The following is a 17,433-nucleotide window of genomic DNA, read 5'->3' as shown; positions in this document are numbered from 1 at the left end:
CAGGCGGCCGGGCGCGGGCTCGCGGGTGGAGCGCACGCGAGCCAGCACCGGGCGGCCGGCGTCGCAGGCGGCTTCGAGGGGGGCGCCGTCGCCGATCCAGTTCATTTCCTTCAGCGTCAGGGCATGGGTCAGCAGGGCCTCGCGGGGGCCGACGATCACCCGGCGGGCGTCGGCGTCGATTCGGACCACGAACAGCGGGTCACCCACCGCCACGTTCAGCCCACGCCGCTGGCCGATGGTGTAGCGGGTGACGCCCTCGTGGCGGCCGAGCGTGCGGCCGTCGAGGTGGACGATGTCGCCGGGCTCGGCGCCGTGCGGGCGCAGGCGGTCGATGACCGTGGTGTAGCGGCCTTCCGGGACGAAGCAGATGTCCTGGCTGTCCGGCTTGTCGGCGACGGCCAGGCCCAGCTCGGCGGCGGCGGCGCGCACGGCGGGCTTCGGCAGCGCGCCCAGCGGGAAGCGCAGGTAGGCGAGCTGCTCGGGAGTTGTCGCGAACAGGAAATATGATTGGTCGCGGGCCGGATCGGCCGCCCGGTGCAGCTCCGGGCCGGCGGCGCCCACTTCGCGGCGGACGTAGTGGCCGGTGGCCATGGCCTCGGCGCCCAGGTCACGGGCGACGTCCAGCAGGTCGCGGAACTTCACCGTCTGGTTGCAGCGTACGCAAGGGATCGGCGTCTCGCCGCGCAGGTAGGCGTCGGCGAAGTCCTCGATGACCTCAGCCTTGAACCGGCTCTCGTAGTCGAGGACGTAGTGCGGCACCCCCAGGCTCTCGGCGGCGGTGCGCGCGTCGTGGATGTCCTGGCCCGCGCAGCAGGCGCCCTTCTTCTGGATCGCCGCGCCGTGGTCGTAGAGCTGCAGGGTCACGCCCACCACGTCGTAGCCGGCCTTCGCCAGGAGGGCCGCGGTCACCGTGGAGTCCACCCCGCCGGACATGGCCGCCACGATCCGGGCGCCGGCCGGCAGGCGCACGGCCTCGCGCGCGGCGGCGATCAGGCCGTCGCTCAGGCGGTCGGGGATGAGAACGGGCGCGTTCATGGGCGCCATATAGCGCGCCGCACCCCGCGCTGCTACTTGAGCAGGTTCAGCAGCGACGAGCTCTGCATCACCTGCAGCACCTGGGCGGTGGCCTGCACGGAGAGGTTGGCGTTGGCGAGGTCGGTGGCGGCCTTGGCCATGTCGGCGTCGGTGATGTTGCCGATCATGCCGGTGAGCGTGTTCTGCTGGTCGACCAGGCGCGTCCCCACCGTGTCCACCTGGTTCTGGATGATGCCGTTCTGCGCGGTGGCGGTGGTCAGGTCCGTGCCGATGGTCGTCCAGCTCGCCAGCTGGTTCTGCAGGAAGGTGCGCTGGGCGGCGGTGAGCGGGCCGCTGAGGGGACCGGAGCCGCCGGTGTCGAAGGCCTGCAGCGCCTGGAACGAGGTCATCATGTTGGTCCCCAGGTTGCTGGCCAGCTGTCCGGTGGTGACGGTCGTGGAGTCGTCGAGCTTGGCCTGGACCTTGAAACTGTCGTTCTGGAAGAAGCTCGAGATCGGCGCGCCGGACGTCAGGTCGCTGAGCTGAGTGGCGGAGACCGGCTGGGTGTCGACCTGGCCGCCGGCGAACAGGTACTTGCCGTTGTACTGGGCGTTGAGGCTGGACACCGCGGTCTGGAACTGGCCCTGGACCTGCTGCATCAGGGCGTCGGCGCTGTCGTTGGCGAGCGCGTCGGTGATCGCCTGGCGAACCGCCGTCGCCGCGTCGGCGGTGGCGCTGAGCGCGGTGTTCTGGGTGGTCAGCTTGGCGGCGATCTGGCTGTTGCTGTCCTGGTAGTTGGTGATCCGGCTGTCCACCGTCTTCATGGCGGTGAGCGTCTCGGCCTGGTTGGCGAAATCCTTCAGCGAATTGCCGTTCTTCTGCGACGACACGCGGTTTTCGGCGTCGACCTGGCGGCTCTCGGCGGCCATCAGGTTGGCGAGGATGGCGGAGTAGTTTCCGGCGGTTGAGATGCGGTCGACCATGGTCGGATCCTTCAAGGACGGCGGGTCAGGTGATCAGGTTGTTCAGGACGTCGAACATGTCCTTGGTGGCCTGGATCATCCTGGCGTTGGCGCTGAACGCCTGCTGGTAGGTGGTGAGGTTGACGAGCTCCTCGTCGATATTGACGCCCTCGACCGACTGACGCCGCGTGTCGGCCTCGGTCTGCACGGCGGTGGCGCTGGCCTTCTGGGCCGCCGCCGTGGCCGCGTCGCGGCCGATGGCGCCGCCGAGTTGGGCCGCGTAGGCGCTCAGCGTCATGTTCACCGCGCCCAGGTCGCCGGCGACTTTGAACAGCGTCGAGGTCTGGCCGGCCAGCGAAAGCGCCACGGCGCCCGTGCCGTCGCCGGGGGTGATCGCCGACTGGCCCGCGGCCACGCTGAGGTCGAGCGTGCCGAGCGCCAGCTTGGTGGGATCGGCCACCACGGCGGGATCGACGGAATAGCTGGCCGCCCGCAGCGAGCGCGGCCCGGAGCCCAGGCCGAACAGCTGGCTCATCGACGGGCCGCCGGCGCCGCGCTGGGTGGTGTCCGCCACCACGGAAAGCTGGGCGTTCTGCGGCGGGCTGCCGGCGAAGCTCAGGCCGCCCTGGGCGTCCAGGGTGAAGGACCCGTAGAGGCCGACGCCGGTCGAGCTGTTGTTCAGGGCGTTGACCAGGTCGCCCATGGTGGGGTTGGCCGCCCCCGGGACGGCCACCGTCACGTCGCGGATCGGCTTGCCGTCCGCCGCGGAGAGCCGAAGCGTGATCGTGTCCCCGGGCGTGAAGCCATTGGCGTCGGTGGCGGTGAGCCCGGTGTCGTAGGTCGACATGCCGCCGCTCGACTGGACCAGGTCGTTCAGCCCGAAGAACTGGGAGAACCCCTGGCCGGCCTTCTGCGAGGTGCCCTCGTCGATCGCCACGCCGTTCGCGCCGGTGGCGGAGATCGACAGCGCGCCGCCCGAGAAGCTCGCCGAGCCCTGCGCACCCAGGCTGGAATTCAGGGTGGTGAGGAAGGTCGCAGGGGTGAAGGCGACGCCCGCCGCGCCGTTGACGCTCATGGTGCCGGCGGTGAAGTCGATCGCCACCTTCTTCTGCACGACGCCGGACGAATTGGTGATCGCCACCGTGGTCTGGCCGGTGAAGCCGCTGGCCGCGGTCGGCAGGTCGAGGCCGGTGTTGCGCCCGTTGAGGGTGGTCGGCGGCGGATAGGCGGTCGAGGCGTTGTGCGCCGCGTTCAGCTGCTGGGCGGTGCGGGAGACGAGCTCACCGACTTCGTCGGCGATCCCCGGCAGCTTGTCGTTGCGCAGGTCGAGCAGGCCGCGGATTTCTCCGCTGGAGACGGTGATCGCCTGGGACCCGGTCGAGGCGCCGGGCGTGGTGACGCTGATGTAGCCGGGGGTGTTCGTGGCCTTGTTGTAGCTGAGCGTCGCGGCCCCGTCGCCGGCCAGCAGAATGCCTTCCGGCGAGCGGACGGTGACGCCGCCCTGGTCGCGGGCGGTCACCTGGACGTTCATCAGGGTGGACAGCTGGTTGAGCAGCTGGTCCTGGATGTTCTCCGAGCCGCTGGAATCGCCGCCTGTAATCCTGGCGCGGGTGATGTCGGTGTTCAGCTTGTCGATCTGCGACAGCAGGCTGTTCACCTGGGTGACGTCGCCGCCGATCTGCGAATCGACGCTGGCGCCGAGCGCGGTGATCTGGCTGTTGATCCGGTCGGCCTCGCTGAGGAAATTGCTGACCGTGTTCACCGCCTGCGTGCGCAGGAGGCTGGAGGAGGGATCGTTCGCGAGGCTGGCGAAGTTCGCCGAGATATCGTCCGGCAGGTTGAAGAAGTAGCCGCTGCCCGACGGGTCCCCGAACAGGCTCTGCGCGTTGTCGAGGAACTGCGAATAGACGTTGTAGCGGCTGGAGTCGGAGCCAGCGGCCATGCTGGCCATCTGCAGATACTGGTTGGTGACGCGCTGGACGCCGGTGACCTCGACGCCAGCGCCCTGGCCGCCCACGACCAGCTGCTGTTGGACGACCGTCTTGCGGACGTAACCGGGCGTGTTGACGTTGGCGATGTTGTCGGACACCGCACGCAGGCCGGCCTGGGCCGCCTGAAGCCCGCTGGCCGCCGTCTGCAGAGCGATGGTGAGGGACATCGGCCTAGGCCTCCGCCCGGCAAAGGCTGACGCACGACCCGGCGGAATCTGCCGGGAGCGTGGTGAACGCCCGCGCGGCTATCCGCAAAATATCGTTTGTTTTCAACATGGTCGGTCTCTGGGCCCGATGAGCTTGGGAAATGGAGCGCAAGACCGGCGCCAGACCGGAGACGCGTTTCAAAGGCGGAGGCGGTGGGCGGCAGGAAACGCCCCATCCGGCCGCAATCGGCCCGGCAATTTCAGCTCCTGGTCGGCTCAGAGGAGCTCCAGCCCAGGCCCCTTATCTATTCAAGAACAATGACTTGCCCGGTTGGCGCGAAGGTTGCTCCAGGACCTCCGAATAACCCCCGACGCAGCACGCGTCAGCCCACCGTCATCCTCCAAGACGTCGCAAGGCTGCTGCTCCGCATGTCAGTTCCCGCGTACAATCCTGCCAGCGCACCTGCGCAACCCGGCTCGTCGGCCACCGCGGGCCAGGGGATCGGCGCGCAGGCGGCGCAGGGCCACGGACCGCTCGGGGGCTTCGAAGCCCTGATGGCCGCTCTGTTCGGCGCTCAGGGCGCGGAGGGCGCCGCCAACGCGGGAGCCTTGCTTCTGGGCAAGGGCGCCGGGAAGCCCGGGACCGCCGGAACGGCCGCGGCGAACGACGGCAAGGCGAAGACCGCGGACGACGCCAAGGCCGTCGCAACGGACGGTTCCGCGGCCACCGCGACGCCGGACGCCACCCTGGCCCTGCTGCTTCCGACATCGGCGACCATCGTGATCGTCCCGCCGACGCCGACCAAGTCCGGCGAGGCCGCCGCGGCGCCGGCGCTGGCCGCAACTGCGGACAAAAGCCCGGGCCAGACCGCCCTGGCCAAGCTGGCCCAGCTGGCCGGCCAACCGCTGCCTGACGGGATCGACGCGGCCAAGACGCAGGCCGCCACAGCCCAGGCCACCACAGGCCAGGCCGCCACCGCCCAGGCCGCCCTCGCCGCCAGCACGGCGGCCGGCGACGCCGCCACGACGGCCAAGGTCCAGGCGCCCGCACCGCAGACACCCGCACCCCAGGCGCCTGTCTCCCAGGCGCCGGACGCGGCCTTGGTCGTACAGTCCGCCGCTCAGCTCCAGGTTCAGCCGCAAGGCCTGCCCGCGCCGGCGATCGCCCAGGGACCCGTCGTTCCACTTCCTGCTGGCGCGGCGCCCAAACCGAACACGGAGGTCAAGGCCGAGCCAGTGGCGGCGACCGGCGCCAAGGGTGGGGCGCAGGCCGCGAAGTCCGCTCGGGTCGACGGTGCTCCGGCCGAAGCCGCGCCGAACGCCGAGATCGCGGCCAAGGCCGCCAACGCCCTGCAGCCGATCTCCGAGGGCCCGACCAAGGGCGACATCAACGACCGCGGCTCCCAGGCGCCGGCCGTCCAGGCCGGACCGGAGGACGCGCCCCAGCCGGCCGCGGGCCTGGACACCTCGTCCACCACCACGCCGGCCACCCTGATCCACGCCGCGGCGGTCGCCGTGCGCGGGGCGCCGCAGACCGTCGCCAACCTCGCGGCCCAGATCGCCAAGAAGCTCGACGGCCGCTCGACCCGCTTCGACGTCCAGCTCGAACCCGCCGGCCTCGGCAAGGTCGACGTGCGTGTCGAGATCGGCGCCGGCGGCCGGATGAGCGCGGCCATGGCCTTCGACACCCCGCAGGCCGCCGCCGAGCTGAGGTCGCGCGCCGGCGAACTGCAGCGCGCGCTGGAGCAAGCCGGCTTCGACATCTCCGGCGGGCTTTCCTTCGACGTGGCCGGCGACAGCGGACAGGGCGGTCAGGCCCAAGGCCAGAACCCCGACGCCAACCCCAACGCGGCCTTCCGAGGCCAAGCCTTCCAGGCAGTGCTCGACACCGCGGCCGACGCCGCGCCGAGCAGCCAACTCGCGTTCCGGCAAAGCTCAGCCGCGGGCGTGGACATCCGGATCTGAGGACCTCATGACCGTCACCGCCACAACTCCGACGACCCCGGCTCAGCCCGCCGCGAGCTCGACGAACACGACGGCGCTGGGCGCCGCCAGCCTCGCCGACAACTTCAACACCTTCCTCACCCTGCTCACCACGCAGCTGAAGAACCAGGATCCGACCGCGCCGCTGGATTCCAACCAGTTCACCCAGCAGCTGGTGCAGATGACCGGCGTCGAGCAGCAGATCAACGCCAACGACCTTCTGACGCAGTTGGTGGCCAACACCGGCAACGGCATCTCCACGGCGGTCACCCTGATCGGCAAGAACGTCAAGGCCGTGAGCGACACCGCCAACCTGAGCAACGGCCAGGCGCAGTGGACCTACAACCTCAGCGCCGCGGCCTCGGATCTCAAGGTCGAGGTGCTCGACGCCAACGGCAAGGTCGTACACGCCGAGGCGCCGAGCGACATGAAGGCCGGTGACCATGCCTTCAGTTGGAACGGCAAGGACCTGACCAACACCCAGCTGCCGAACGGCGGGACCTACAGCCTGCGGGTGACGGCCCTGGACTCCGCGGGCAACGCGATCACCGAAACCAACTACGTGCAGGGCGTCGTCACCGGCGTGACCCAGAGCAACGGTTCGACCTCGATCACCGTCAACGGCGGCCCGGTGGACTGGTCGAAGGTCACGTCGGTCGAGCAGGTCGCCTCGACAACCCCGACCCCTACGCCGGCGACCGCATGAGACGCCGGCGCTCCTCCCATGAACCCGGACGGCTGAACGACGCCGCTCGACGCCCGCAGCAGGCGGAAACCTAGGAAAGAACGGATCAGACCATGAGCATCAATTCGGCAATGCTAGCCGGGGTTTCGGGCCTGGTGGCCAACTCCTCGGCGCTGGCGGCGATCTCCGACAACATCGCCAACGTCAACACCACCGCCTACAAGCGCAACCAGGTGGATTTCGCCACCATGGTGACGTCCCAGGCGGTCAAGGGGGAATATTCCGCCGGTGGCGTCCAGGGCACGTCCAAGCAGTTCGTCAGCCAGCAGGGCCTGATCCAGAGCTCGTCGTCCTCGACCAGCCTGGCGATCTCCGGCGACGGCTTCTTCGTGGTCACCACCAAGGGCGCCGGCCTGGCCGCGTCGGACCCCCGGGAATTCACCCGCGCCGGCGCTTTCGCGCCCGACGCCGCCGGCTACCTGGTCAACGACGCCGGCCTCTACCTACAGGGCTGGCCGGTGCAGCCGAACGGAACCTTCGCCACCGATCCCTCCGACCTGAGCAAGATCGGCCCGATCAACGTCAAGAACCTCGGCGCGGCGGTCCGCCAGACCAGCAACCTCGGCATCAGCGCCAACCTCGACCAGACTACCCCGGTCGGTGCGGCCGCGGCGACCTACAACAAGGCGACCAAGAGCATGGCGGCCTACGCCGCCACCGGCACCGGCACGCCGCCGGACGCGCCGCCGATGGAGCTCAGCGTCGTCGATTCCATGGGCGGCACGCACAAGTTCGCGCTGGCCTTCGAGAAGACCGCGACGCCGAACACCTGGAACGCGGAAATCTACGCCGTGCCGGCCAGCGACGTCCTGACCACCGGCCCGAACGGCCAGATCGCCGCCGGACTGGTGAAGTTCAACACCGACGGCTCCATCGATCTGGCGAACTCCACCCTGTTCGGCGCGGCCGGCGCGCCGCCGACGATCAACCTCGCCGCCTCGGGCGGCCTGGCGCCGGCCTGGGCGGCGAGCCTCGGCATCGCCGCCCAGCCGCTCAGCCTTGACCTGAGCCAGTTCACTCAGCTTGCCGCCGCCACCACCGTCAACTCGGTGACATCCAACGGCGCGGCCGTCGGCAATATCGTCGGCGTCCAGGTGGGCACTGACGGCGTGGTCTCGGCGCTGTTCGACAACAGCCAGGTCCGCAAGATCGCCCAGGTCGCCATCGCCACCTTCCCCAACGCCGACGGCCTGCAGGCGGTGAACGGCAACGCCTACATGACGGCCATGCCCGCCGGTCAGATGACCTTGAAGACGGCCGGAGCGGGGGGCGCGGGCAAGATCTCGCCCTCCAGCCTGGAGGCCTCGACGGTCGACCTGTCGACGGAGTTCACCGGCCTGATCACCACCCAGAAGGCCTACTCGGCGTCGTCCAAGATCATCACCACCGCGGACAACATGCTGACCGAGCTGATCAACATCATTCGCTAGGCGCGATCTTAATACTGATTAACCGCGGTTAAGACCAGTATGTGCCGAATTAGTACATGGGAAATCAAATGATTAGGTTTCGATTCACTATCACGATTCAGCGGCTGTTAGGGGCCGCGGCCTATTCTGTCGCTCAACAGTGATGGTCGGAAAGACGTAAAGCCATGTTGCAGCAACAGCAGACGCGCACGAACAGCCGCGGGGAGTCGTACGTCATCGGCCCCACGGGCGCGCCGTTGACGCTGAGGGACCTGCCGCCGACCGACACCGGCCGTTGGGTGATCCGCCGCAAGGCCGAGGTCGTCGCCGCGGTCCGCGGGGGCCTGCTCTCGCTCGAGGACGCCCTGGAGCGCTACCGGCTGACGTCGGAAGAGTTCCTGGCCTGGCAGCGATCCATCGACCGTCACGGCCTCGCCGGCCTTCGCACCACACGGCTCCAACAGTACCGCTAGCCTCTTTCCGTTCCCCGAAGAGGTTCGCGTAAGCAGCGGCCGCGCCCCATCCAGGGCGCGGCCGTTTCTCATTTAGCCCCCGGCGTTTCGACCTGGGCGATCAGGTGTTTCGCCAGCTCGGCCTCGCTTTCCGGCACCATCAGCCGGCTGGGCAGGGCGCCGCGGTAGGGTGAGCCGGCGTCGAAGACGAAGGGGTGCAGGCCGCCCTCCTCCAGGATCATCTTCAGGAAGCCCAGGCGCACCGGATCGTGCGTTTCGAGGACGGCGATCACGACCGGACCTCGCCCTGCGGATGGAACGGCGCGCCATGGCCTGCGCCCGGCAGCCGCCGCACGCTGACCAGGATCCGCTCGCGCTCGCCCGGCGCGCGCTCGACCAGCAGGCGCGCCACCTGGGCGTCGTCGTGGAAGGCGTAGCCCTTGATGGCGTCGAGGATCGCCTTGGCCAGATTGTCGAGATCGAGCCACGGCGGGTCGCCGACATATTCCATGCGGATCTCGACGGCGAATTCTCCCCAACTGGGGCGCGAGCCGCGCCAGGCCTTGCGGAAGAACTCGTAGATCAGGGGCTTGTAGTACTTGGCCTGGGTGGTCAGGCCCTCGATCACCACCTCCATCACGCCCTCCGCCTCGCGGGCGCGGACCTTGCCGTGCTGGGTCCAGGCGTCGTCCATGCGTGGCGCTTCCGGCGCGTTAGACGCGCTCGACCTTCACCGCCGTGCCATAGGCCAGCACCTCGGTGATACCGTCCATGATCTCGTTGGCGTCATAGCGCATGGCCAGCACCGCGTCGGCGCCGGCCGCCCGGGCGTGCTCGACCATCAACTGGTAGGCCTCCTCGCGGGCGTGCTCGGCGAGCTCCGTGTAGATCGACAGGTTGCCGCCGAAGATCGACTGGATCGCCCCGCCCAGATTGCCGACCACGCTGCGCGAGCGGACCGTGATCCCGCGAACCATGCCGATGACGGCGGTGACCCGGTATCCGGGCATGTCGTTGGTGGTGGCGACCAGCATGGCTTCGGCTCCGAGCTTGACCGCCCGGGTATATCGCTGGTGAAGCGGCCGCGCCACGCCCGTTGCGGCCCCCCGTTGCAGTGGGGGCGCCCGGCGGCTAGACCCGCCGCATCGCCGACAAGCGCTGCCTGGAACGCCCCGATGACCGCCACCCGCATCGAAACCGACACCTTCGGCCCCATCGAGGTCCCCGCCGACCGCTATTGGGGCGCCCAGACCCAGCGCTCGCTGCAGAACTTCAAGATCGGCTGGGAGAAGCAGCCCCAGCCGATGATCAGGGCGCTGGGGGTGGTGAAACGCGCCGCGGCGGAGGCGAACCTGGCGCTGGGGAAGTTGGACCCGGCGATCGCCGCGGCGATCGTGGCCGCCGCCCAGGAGGTGATCGACGGCAAGCTCGACGACCACTTCCCGCTGACCGTCTGGCAGACCGGCTCCGGCACCCAGTCGAACATGAACGCCAACGAGGTGATCTCGAACCGCGCCATCGAGATGCTGGGCGGCGAGATGGGCTCCAAGAAGCCCGTGCATCCCAACGACCACGTCAACATGAGCCAGTCGTCGAACGACACCTATCCGACGGCCATGCACATCGCCTGCGCCGAGGAAGTGGCGCGCGGCGTCATGCCGGCCATCGAGCACCTGCACGCCGCGCTGACCGCCAAGAGCAAGGCCTTCGCCCACATCATCAAGATCGGCCGCACCCACACCCAGGACGCCACCCCGCTGACGCTGGGCCAGGAGTTCGGCGGCTATGCGCACCAGACGGCGATGTCGGTGCGGCGGCTGAAGGAGACGCTCTACGGCCTCTACGAGCTGGCCCAGGGCGGTACGGCGGTGGGCACCGGGCTGAACGCGCCGGTGGGCTTCGCCGAGAAGGTGGCCGAGCGGATCGCCGACATCACCCGCCTGCCGTTCGTCACCGCGCCCAACAAGTTCGAGGCGCTGGCCGCCCACGACGCCATGGTGTTCAGCCACGGGGCGCTGACCGCCACGGCCGCCGCCCTCTTCAAGATCGCCAACGATATCCGGTTCCTGGGCAGCGGCCCGCGCTCGGGCCTGGGCGAACTCGCCCTGCCGGAGAACGAGCCGGGCTCCTCCATCATGCCCGGCAAGGTCAACCCGACCCAGGCCGAGGCCCTAACCATGGTCTGCGCGCATGTGATGGGGAACCAGACAACGATGGCGTTCGCAGGCTCACAGGGCCACTTCGAGCTGAACGTCTTCAACCCGGTGATGGCCTACAATTTCCTGCAATCCTGCCGCCTCTTGGCTGACGCGGCGGTCTCGTTCACCGACAACATGGTGGTGGGCATCGAAGCCCGCGAGGACAACATCAAGGCCAACCTCGAGCGCTCGCTGATGCTGGTGACGGCGCTGGCGCCGACCATCGGCTACGACAACGCCGCCAAGATCGCCAAGACGGCCCACAAGAACGGTACGACGCTGCGCGAGGAAGCCGTCGGCGGCGGCTACGTCACCAACGAGGAGTTCGACCGGGTGGTGCGGCCGGAGAACATGATCGGGCCGGGGTGAAGCGTGCGCCATTGACGGGACTCGCCAACCGGCGCGTGAAGGCCGGATGGCCAAGGAAACCGTCTACATCGTGCAGAGCTATGTCGCCGGGCGCGGCAAGGCGCTGAAGGCCGAGCAGCAGGTCGGCTGCAAGACCGCCGAGGAGGCCCGCCGCAAGGCCGAACGGCTCGGACCGCTGCGCGTGGGCGTGGTGGCGTTTTCCGCCACGGCGGACACCGAGCTCGGAGACTATGACGAGAACCCGGTGATCCTGTTCAAGTCCGGCCGGCTGCCGCACCCGTTCAGCGAGGCGTAGGGGATCGTCCACCTCCCCTCATCGTCATCGCCCGGCTTGTCCGGGCGACCCATGAACACCGGATGCCGCAAGCAATTCCGCGGAGCCGACGTTGTGCAGCCTTCAGCGCGGAGATCTTGGGTGGCCCGGACAAGCCGGGCCATGACGTTATTTTAATTAAATCACGGGGTTGATTGAATTTTCAGCCTAGGCCAGCCGCGCCACCGCGAAGTCGGCGAGGTCTTCCAGGGCCGGGCGCCAGGGGTTGGCGCCGAAGCCTTCGAGCGCGGCCTTGGCGCTGGCGGCGTAGGCGGCGGCCAGGTCCAGGGTGGACTGCAGGGCGCCGGTCTCGCGCATCAGCTCGCAGGCGCGGTCGAAGTCGGCCGCGGTCTGCTCCCGGCGGTCGACCGTGCGGATCCAGAACTCGCGCTCCGACGCGCCGGTCCGCGCCATGGTGAGCAGCAGCGGCAGGGTGGCCTTGCCCTCGCGGAAGTCGTCGCCGGGGTTCTTGCCCAGCGTTTCGCTGTCGCCGGAATAGTCCAGCGCGTCGTCCACCAGCTGGAAGGCCAGGCCGAGGTCCTGGCCGTACTTGCGCAGCGCCCGGCGGCGCTCGGGCGGCGCGCCTGCGGAAACCGCGCCGGACTCGGCGGCGGCGGCGAACAGTTCGGCGGTCTTGGCCTTGATGATGTCGAGATAGACCTCCTGCGAGAGGTGGAGGTCGTGGGCGCGGGTGAGCTGCAGCACCTCGCCCTCGGCGATGACACGGCTGGCGCGGGCCAGGATCTCCAGGGCCGGCATGGAGCCCGCGCCCACCATCAGCTCGAAGGCCCGCGCGAACAGGAAATCGCCGACCAGCACGCTCGACGGCGCGCCCCAGATCAGGTGGGCGGCGACGCGGCCACGGCGCAGCTGCGAGGAATCCACCACGTCGTCGTGCAGCAGGGTGGCGGTGTGGATGAACTCGACGGCGGCGGCGAGCTTCAGGCAGGCGTCGTCCTGCGCCCCGGCCAGCCGGGCGGCGGCGATCGTCAGCAGCGGCCGCAGGCGCTTGGCGGAGCCTGCGATCAGGTGGTCGGCCAGCGCCGGGATCACGGGCACAGGACTGTCCATGTGCCGGCGGATCATGGCGTCGACCGAGATCATGTCCGGGCGCGCCAACGTCAGCAGCGCGTCCAGCGACGGCGGCTTTTCGGCGACGGCGGGGCGTATGGCGACGTCCAAGCGGACCTCGGCTCCTGGCTTGAGACGGCCGGTGGGGAGGCGGCCGCCGTTGCGAGGGACAATGGTGACGCGATAGGGCACGGTCAAGCGGACCCGCCTCCCGGATCGCGTTACCTTGGCTCACGGATGATCAGCGACACCACCGAAGACCGCGTGCTGGACGGCCGCGTGCGGCTGCGCCAGCCGGTGCGCGGCTATCGCGCCGGGCTCGATGCGGCCCTGCTGGCGGCGGCCTGCGACGCCAGTCCCGGGACACGGGTGATCGAGGCGGGCTGCGGGGCGGGCGGGGCCCTGCTGGCGGCAGCGGCGCGGCGGCCGGAGACCGCCTTCACGGGGATCGAGCGGGATCCCAAGGCGCTCGCCCTGGCCCGTGAGAACATCGCGCTCAATGGCCTGGAGGGCCGCGTCGAGGCGCTGGCGGGCGACGTCGGCAAGCGGTTCTCGGGCCTGGGCCTTGCGCCCTTCGACGCGGCGCTGGCCAATCCGCCGTTCTTCGACGATCCGGACGCCCTGCGCGGGCCCGCGGCCGAGCGGCGCGAGGCCTGGATGGCCGACGACGGGCTGGAGGCCTGGGTGGTCTTCCTGTCCAAGGCGGTGCGCGAGGGCGGCACGATCACCCTGATCCACCGCACCGAGCGGCTGGCCGACATCCTGTCGCTGCTCGCGCCGAAGGCCGGGTCGTTCCAGGTGCGCCCCGTGCTGCCGTTCACCGACCAGCCGGCCAAGCGGGTGCTGGTCCGCGGCGTAAAGACCGGCAAGGCGCCGCTGCGGCTGCTGCCGCCGCTGATCCTGCACGACCGCGAGGGCGGCAAGCACACGCCGCAGGCCGAGGCGATCCTGCGCGGCGAGGCGGCGCTGGAGTGGAGCTAGGCCGCCAGCCCCAGTTGCTCGCGGAAGTCCTTGTGCACCAGGTCCTGCCACTCGGGGCGCCTCTTGATATAGCCGGCCATGAACGGGCAACTCGGCTTGACCTTCAGGCCGTGCTCGCGGGCGTAGCCCAGGGCCGCCTCGGCCAGGGCTGAGCCGACGCCCTTCCCCGCGAAGGCGTCGGGCACGACCGTGTGGGGCAGGACCATGGCGCCATTGTGCAGCACGTACTCGGCGAAGGCCGTCTCGCCGCCGAGGGTCACTTCGAAGCGGTGGGTCCTGTCGTTCATGACGACGTCGAGGGGCTCGGCCATGAGTGCTCCTTGCGGGTCCTTCTTGACCCAGGACGGGCCGGGGGCCAAGGTCCAGCCTGCACGCACGCGAACCTTGAACGGAGGAGGACCTTGATGACGCCTATTGCCACAGCCCTTCGCCGCGTCGCCGTGCGGGTTGCCTAGGCAGCCGATCCTCTCTCGAAAAGACGGGATTCCGCGGTCGACGCCTGATTGGCTCGAACCTGCAAGGAAACCCTGACATTGCTCACCAAATACGGCTGGAGCCCCGCGCTCCAGCACGACTTCCAAACCTTCGCGGCGCAGGGCCTGGTCCCGGCCCGCGTCATCGTCCAGCAGCGCAACCTCTATCGGCTCGTCACCGACACCGGCGAGATCGAGGGCCGCATCTCCGGCCGCTTCGCCCACGAAGCGGCGGCCCTTCACGAGAATGGGGGCGGCTATCCGGTCACCGGCGACTGGGTGGCGGCGGAACTGAAGGGCGGGGCGGCGGTCATCGCCCACGTCCTGTCGCGCACGACGGCCTTCACGCGCATGGCGGCCGGAACCGCCAAGGACATGCAGGTGGTGGCGGCCAACGTCGACACCGCCCTGCTCTGCGCCTCGCTGAACGCCGAGCTCAACCTGCGCCGGCTGGAGCGCTACCTCGCGACCGCCTACGAGAGCGGGGCGGCGCCCGTCATGCTGCTCACCAAGGCTGACGCCTGTGAGGATCCCGGGCCGCTGATCGAGAGCGTGCAGGAGATCGCCTTCGGCGTGCCGGTGCTGGCGGTGTCGGTGAGGACCGGCCAGGGGCTGGAGGCGCTGTCGGCGCTCCTGGCGCCCGGCAAGACGGCGGTGCTGCTGGGCTCGTCCGGGGTCGGCAAGTCCACCCTGGTCAATGCGCTGGCCGGCGCGGAGCGAATGGCCACTCGGGAAATCCGCGAGGACGACGCCCACGGACGCCACACCACGACCCACCGGGAGCTGATCCTGCTGCCGTCAGGCGCGCTGATCCTCGACACGCCGGGGATGCGGGAGCTGGCGCTCTGGGACTCCGAGGCCGGGGTGGCGGCCGCCTTCGCGGAAACCACCGCCCAGGTGGACGAGCTGGCCCAGGGCTGCCGCTTCCGCGACTGCGCCCACGACCGGGAGCCCGGCTGCGCGGTGCAGGCGGCGCTGGCCGACGGGACGCTCGACGCCGAGCGTTGGCAAAGCTTCCAGAAGCTGCAGCGCGAACTGGCGCACACCGTCCGCAAGGAGGATCCGCTGGCGGCGGCGGCCGAGCGCAAGCGATGGGCGGCGATCCACAAGGCCGGGCGAGCCCGGATGAAGGCCAAGCGAGAGGTGGACGATTAGGCGTCCGCCTCGCCGACCACCTTGCGGTAGAGGTGCCAGCTTGCGTGGCCCAGCAGGGGCACCACGAAGATCAAGCCGACCAGCGCCGGGATCGAGCCCAGCACCAGCAGGACGGCGACGATCGCGCCCCACAGGATCATCGTCCCCGGATTGGCGGCGAAGGCGCGCAGCGAGGTACGCACCGCCGTCGTCATGCCGACGTCGCGGTCGAGCAGCAGCGGGAAGGACACCACGCTGATCGCAAACGCGAACACCGCGAACAGGAAGCCGACGCCGATGCCGGCCGCGATCATCGTCCAGCCGCCGCCGGTGGTGAACAGGCTGCGCTCGAAGGCGCCGACCGTCTGCGGCGCCGCGCCGCCCAGGGTGGCCAAATATATCTCCCAGGCCACGCCGAGCCAGACGAAGAACAGCACCAGCAGGACTGCGCCCAGGCCGAGGATGGAGCCGATGGCCGGCGACTTGAACACACCGAAGGCGTCGAGCCAGGTCACGGGCAGGCCCTGCTCGCGGCGCCGGCTGAGTTCGTAGAGGCCGACCGCGGCGAAGGGGCCGATGATGGCGAAGCCGGACGCCAGCGGAAACAGCAGCGGCAGCAGGTCGAGGCTGAAGGCCAGCCGCGCGAGGACGAGGCCGGCCAGCGGATAGATCAGGCCGATGAACAGCACGTCGTCGCGGGTGGCGCCGACATCGGCCATGCCCTTGCGCAGGGCGTCCCACAGGTCGGCGGCGCCGATCCGGCGGACCGCCGGGATCGCCTGCCCGACGTGGCGGTCCAGCCTCGGCAGCATGGTGCGGCCGACGTCGGAGACGGCCCAGCCGAGCTTCTCCAGGAAGAATTCAAAGGGGTTCTCGACGTGATTTTCAGAGGGACGTTCGGCGGCCATGCGCAATCTCCCGGACCATTGGTCTGGAGCGTGGCCTGGCGGCACGGCTCGGGTGCGTGGCAGACCACAACCCAGAAGGAACCGCGGTCAGCCTAGCATGGAAGCCGGCGTAGGGGAGCCCAACCCGCGCTCATCCCCTCAAAAGCGGGGATGAGCGGTGCTTGAGGGGGCGGCTCAGTTGCGCGCGGTGTCCACCAGCTTGTTCTTGGTGATCCAGGGCATCATGGCGCGCAGGCGCTCGCCCACCTCTTCGATCTGATGCTCGGAGCCGCGACGGCGGATGGCCTTGAAGCTGGCCTGGCCGGCGGCGTTCTCGTTCATCCAGTCGCGTACGAAGCGGCCGGACTGGATGTCGTCCAGGATGCGCTTCATCTCGGCCTTGGTTTCCGGCGTCACCACGCGCGGGCCCGAGACGTACTCGCCGTACTCGGCGGTATTGGAAATCGAGTAGTTCATGTTGGCGATGCCGCCTTCGTAGATCAGGTCGACGATCAGTTTCACCTCATGCAGGCACTCGAAATAGGCCATCTCCGGGGCGTAGCCGGCCTCCACCAGGGTCTCGAAGCCCGCGCGGATCAGCTCGACGAGGCCGCCGCAGAGCACGGCCTGCTCGCCGAACAGGTCGGTCTCGCATTCCTCGCGGAAGTTGGTCTCGATGACGCCGGAGCGCCCGCCGCCGATCGCCGAGGCGTAGGCCAGGCCCAGGTCCATGGCGCCGCCGGTGGCGTCCTGGTGCACCGCGATCAGGCAGGGGACGCCGCCGCCCTTCTGGTATTCGCCGCGCACGGTGTGGCCCGGGCCCTTGGGCGCCACCATCAGCACGTCGACGCTCGACTTGGGCTCGATCAGGCCGAAGTGGACGTTGAGGCCGTGGGCGAACAGCAGGGCCGCGCCATCGCGCAGGTTGGCCTCGATGTCGGCCTTGTAGATGTCGCGCTGCAGCTCGTCGGGGGCCAGCACCATGATCATGTCGGCCCACTTGGCGGCGTCGGCGACGCTCATCACCTTCAGGCCGTCGGCCTCGACCTTCTTGGCGGTGGCCGAGCCGGGCTTGAGGGCCACGGCGACGTTCTTGACGCCCGAATCCTTGAGGTTGAGCGCGTGGGCGCGGCCCTGGGAGCCATAGCCTACGATGGCGATCTTCTTGTCCAGGATGCGGGAAAGGTCGGCGTCGCGGTCATAGTAGACGCGCATGATTGTTCTCCTGGATGGTCAAGAAGCTGCGCTCGTACGCAACGGGGTGCGGGAAAGCGCGCGCTTTCCAGCGGTTTTTTGCTCAAAGGT

The 17,433-nt window shown here is 69.5% G+C and carries 18 protein-coding genes; 8 read left to right on the top strand and 10 right to left on the bottom strand.

Annotation, left to right across the window (positions count from 1 at the left end):
• The 3 genes from mnmA to flgK all read right to left on the bottom strand — a co-directional run.
• The coding region (gene mnmA / locus JWP28_RS06825; RefSeq protein ID WP_299541409.1) for a tRNA 2-thiouridine(34) synthase MnmA at nt 1-1,035 on the bottom strand (1,035 nt) is incomplete at its 3' end.
• A 32-nt stretch (nt 1,036-1,067) separates the two neighbouring features.
• The gene (locus JWP28_RS06820; RefSeq protein ID WP_299541407.1) at nt 1,068-1,997 is read right to left on the bottom strand and encodes a flagellin; all 930 of its coding nucleotides are present in this window, start codon (nt 1,995-1,997) and stop codon (nt 1,068-1,070) included.
• 25 nt (nt 1,998-2,022) lie between these two features.
• Nucleotides 2,023-4,134: a flagellar hook-associated protein FlgK gene (gene flgK / locus JWP28_RS06815; RefSeq protein ID WP_299541405.1), complete on the bottom strand. Its 2,112-nt coding sequence runs from the start codon at nt 4,132-4,134 to the stop codon at nt 2,023-2,025.
• A 408-nt stretch (nt 4,135-4,542) separates the two neighbouring features.
• On the opposite strand from flgK, the gene JWP28_RS06810 reads away from it, so the two are divergent.
• From JWP28_RS06810 to JWP28_RS06795, 4 genes are all read left to right on the top strand, one after another.
• Complete coding sequence (locus JWP28_RS06810; RefSeq protein ID WP_299541403.1) at nt 4,543-6,078, top strand: flagellar hook-length control protein FliK; 1,536 nt, start codon at nt 4,543-4,545, stop codon at nt 6,076-6,078.
• A gap of 7 nt (nt 6,079-6,085) precedes the next feature.
• On the top strand, nt 6,086-6,802 hold the full coding sequence (locus JWP28_RS06805; RefSeq protein ID WP_299541401.1) for a flagellar hook capping FlgD N-terminal domain-containing protein: 717 nt from the start codon (nt 6,086-6,088) through the stop codon (nt 6,800-6,802).
• Nucleotides 6,803-6,894: 92 nt separating this feature from the next.
• Complete coding sequence (locus tag JWP28_RS06800; protein ID WP_299541399.1) at nt 6,895-8,271, top strand: flagellar hook protein FlgE; 1,377 nt, start codon at nt 6,895-6,897, stop codon at nt 8,269-8,271.
• A 164-nt stretch (nt 8,272-8,435) separates the two neighbouring features.
• On the top strand, nt 8,436-8,723 hold the full coding sequence (locus JWP28_RS06795; protein ID WP_299541397.1) for a DUF1153 domain-containing protein: 288 nt from the start codon (nt 8,436-8,438) through the stop codon (nt 8,721-8,723).
• Between the two features lie 68 nt (nt 8,724-8,791).
• Here JWP28_RS06795 and JWP28_RS06790 read toward each other — a convergent pair whose 3' ends face one another.
• The 3 genes from JWP28_RS06790 to JWP28_RS06780 are packed head-to-tail and all read right to left on the bottom strand — an operon-like array spanning nt 8,792 to nt 9,736.
• On the bottom strand, nt 8,792-8,995 hold the full coding sequence (locus JWP28_RS06790; RefSeq protein WP_299541395.1) for a DUF2007 domain-containing protein: 204 nt from the start codon (nt 8,993-8,995) through the stop codon (nt 8,792-8,794).
• Entirely contained in the window at nt 8,992-9,396 is a 405-nt protein-coding gene (locus JWP28_RS06785) for a RusA family crossover junction endodeoxyribonuclease (protein WP_299541393.1), read from the bottom strand. Before JWP28_RS06785 ends, JWP28_RS06790 begins: the two co-directional genes overlap by 4 nt.
• Before the next feature lie 19 nt (nt 9,397-9,415).
• Nucleotides 9,416-9,736, bottom strand: coding sequence for a YbjQ family protein (locus JWP28_RS06780; protein WP_299541391.1), 321 nt, complete (start codon nt 9,734-9,736; stop codon nt 9,416-9,418).
• Nucleotides 9,737-9,877: 141 nt separating this feature from the next.
• Between JWP28_RS06780 and fumC the strand changes: the two genes are divergently transcribed.
• Together fumC and JWP28_RS06770 are read left to right on the top strand one after the other, a co-directional pair.
• Entirely contained in the window at nt 9,878-11,269 is a 1,392-nt protein-coding gene (fumC, locus tag JWP28_RS06775) for a class II fumarate hydratase (RefSeq protein ID WP_299541389.1), read from the top strand.
• 46 nt (nt 11,270-11,315) lie between these two features.
• A complete protein-coding gene (locus JWP28_RS06770) occupies nt 11,316-11,564 on the top strand; it encodes a hypothetical protein (protein ID WP_299541387.1) in 249 nt (82 codons plus the stop codon).
• Nucleotides 11,565-11,750: 186 nt separating this feature from the next.
• Here JWP28_RS06770 and JWP28_RS06765 read toward each other — a convergent pair whose 3' ends face one another.
• Entirely contained in the window at nt 11,751-12,719 is a 969-nt protein-coding gene (locus JWP28_RS06765) for a polyprenyl synthetase family protein (protein ID WP_299541413.1), read from the bottom strand.
• A gap of 171 nt (nt 12,720-12,890) precedes the next feature.
• On the opposite strand from JWP28_RS06765, the gene JWP28_RS06760 reads away from it, so the two are divergent.
• Entirely contained in the window at nt 12,891-13,634 is a 744-nt protein-coding gene (locus tag JWP28_RS06760) for a methyltransferase domain-containing protein (RefSeq protein WP_299541385.1), read from the top strand.
• On the opposite strand, the gene JWP28_RS06755 is transcribed toward JWP28_RS06760, so the two are convergent.
• Nucleotides 13,631-13,945: a GNAT family N-acetyltransferase gene (locus JWP28_RS06755; RefSeq protein ID WP_299541383.1), complete on the bottom strand. Its 315-nt coding sequence runs from the start codon at nt 13,943-13,945 to the stop codon at nt 13,631-13,633. The two genes, JWP28_RS06760 and JWP28_RS06755, sit on opposite strands and share 4 nt — an antisense overlap.
• Nucleotides 13,946-14,167: 222 nt before the next feature.
• On the opposite strand from JWP28_RS06755, the gene rsgA reads away from it, so the two are divergent.
• Nucleotides 14,168-15,262: a ribosome small subunit-dependent GTPase A gene (rsgA, locus tag JWP28_RS06750; protein ID WP_299541381.1), complete on the top strand. Its 1,095-nt coding sequence runs from the start codon at nt 14,168-14,170 to the stop codon at nt 15,260-15,262.
• On the opposite strand, the gene JWP28_RS06745 is transcribed toward rsgA, so the two are convergent.
• A complete protein-coding gene (locus JWP28_RS06745; RefSeq protein WP_299541379.1) occupies nt 15,259-16,149 on the bottom strand; it encodes a DUF2189 domain-containing protein in 891 nt (296 codons plus the stop codon). The two genes, rsgA and JWP28_RS06745, sit on opposite strands and share 4 nt — an antisense overlap.
• Nucleotides 16,150-16,323: 174 nt before the next feature.
• Nucleotides 16,324-17,343: a ketol-acid reductoisomerase gene (gene ilvC, locus JWP28_RS06740; protein ID WP_299541377.1), complete on the bottom strand. Its 1,020-nt coding sequence runs from the start codon at nt 17,341-17,343 to the stop codon at nt 16,324-16,326.
• Nucleotides 17,344-17,433 lie beyond the last annotated feature (90 nt).

Source organism: Phenylobacterium sp. (assembly GCF_028290885.1).
In the GTDB taxonomy this organism is placed as follows: domain Bacteria; phylum Pseudomonadota; class Alphaproteobacteria; order Caulobacterales; family Caulobacteraceae; genus Phenylobacterium.
This window is presented reverse-complemented; position numbering and strand designations above follow the sequence as displayed.

Bases quoted from the DNA above. Each gene is read 5' to 3' on its own strand.
- JWP28_RS06780 (WP_299541391.1), bottom strand. From the start codon at position 9,736: ATGCTGGTCGCCACCACCAACGACATGCCCGGATACCGGGTCACCGCC.
- JWP28_RS06795 (WP_299541397.1), top strand. From the start codon at position 8,436: ATGTTGCAGCAACAGCAGACGCGCACGAACAGCCGCGGGGAGTCGTAC.
- ilvC (WP_299541377.1), bottom strand. From the start codon at position 17,343: ATGCGCGTCTACTATGACCGCGACGCCGACCTTTCCCGCATCCTGGAC.
- flgK (WP_299541405.1), bottom strand. From the start codon at position 4,134: ATGTCCCTCACCATCGCTCTGCAGACGGCGGCCAGCGGGCTTCAGGCG.
- JWP28_RS06800 (WP_299541399.1), top strand. From the start codon at position 6,895: ATGAGCATCAATTCGGCAATGCTAGCCGGGGTTTCGGGCCTGGTGGCC.
- JWP28_RS06755 (WP_299541383.1), bottom strand. From the start codon at position 13,945: ATGGCCGAGCCCCTCGACGTCGTCATGAACGACAGGACCCACCGCTTC.
- JWP28_RS06745 (WP_299541379.1), bottom strand. From the start codon at position 16,149: ATGGCCGCCGAACGTCCCTCTGAAAATCACGTCGAGAACCCCTTTGAA.
- fumC (WP_299541389.1), top strand. From the start codon at position 9,878: ATGACCGCCACCCGCATCGAAACCGACACCTTCGGCCCCATCGAGGTC.
- JWP28_RS06820 (WP_299541407.1), bottom strand. From the start codon at position 1,997: ATGGTCGACCGCATCTCAACCGCCGGAAACTACTCCGCCATCCTCGCC.
- JWP28_RS06810 (WP_299541403.1), top strand. From the start codon at position 4,543: ATGTCAGTTCCCGCGTACAATCCTGCCAGCGCACCTGCGCAACCCGGC.
- JWP28_RS06770 (WP_299541387.1), top strand. From the start codon at position 11,316: ATGGCCAAGGAAACCGTCTACATCGTGCAGAGCTATGTCGCCGGGCGC.
- JWP28_RS06760 (WP_299541385.1), top strand. From the start codon at position 12,891: ATGATCAGCGACACCACCGAAGACCGCGTGCTGGACGGCCGCGTGCGG.
- JWP28_RS06805 (WP_299541401.1), top strand. From the start codon at position 6,086: ATGACCGTCACCGCCACAACTCCGACGACCCCGGCTCAGCCCGCCGCG.
- JWP28_RS06785 (WP_299541393.1), bottom strand. From the start codon at position 9,396: ATGGACGACGCCTGGACCCAGCACGGCAAGGTCCGCGCCCGCGAGGCG.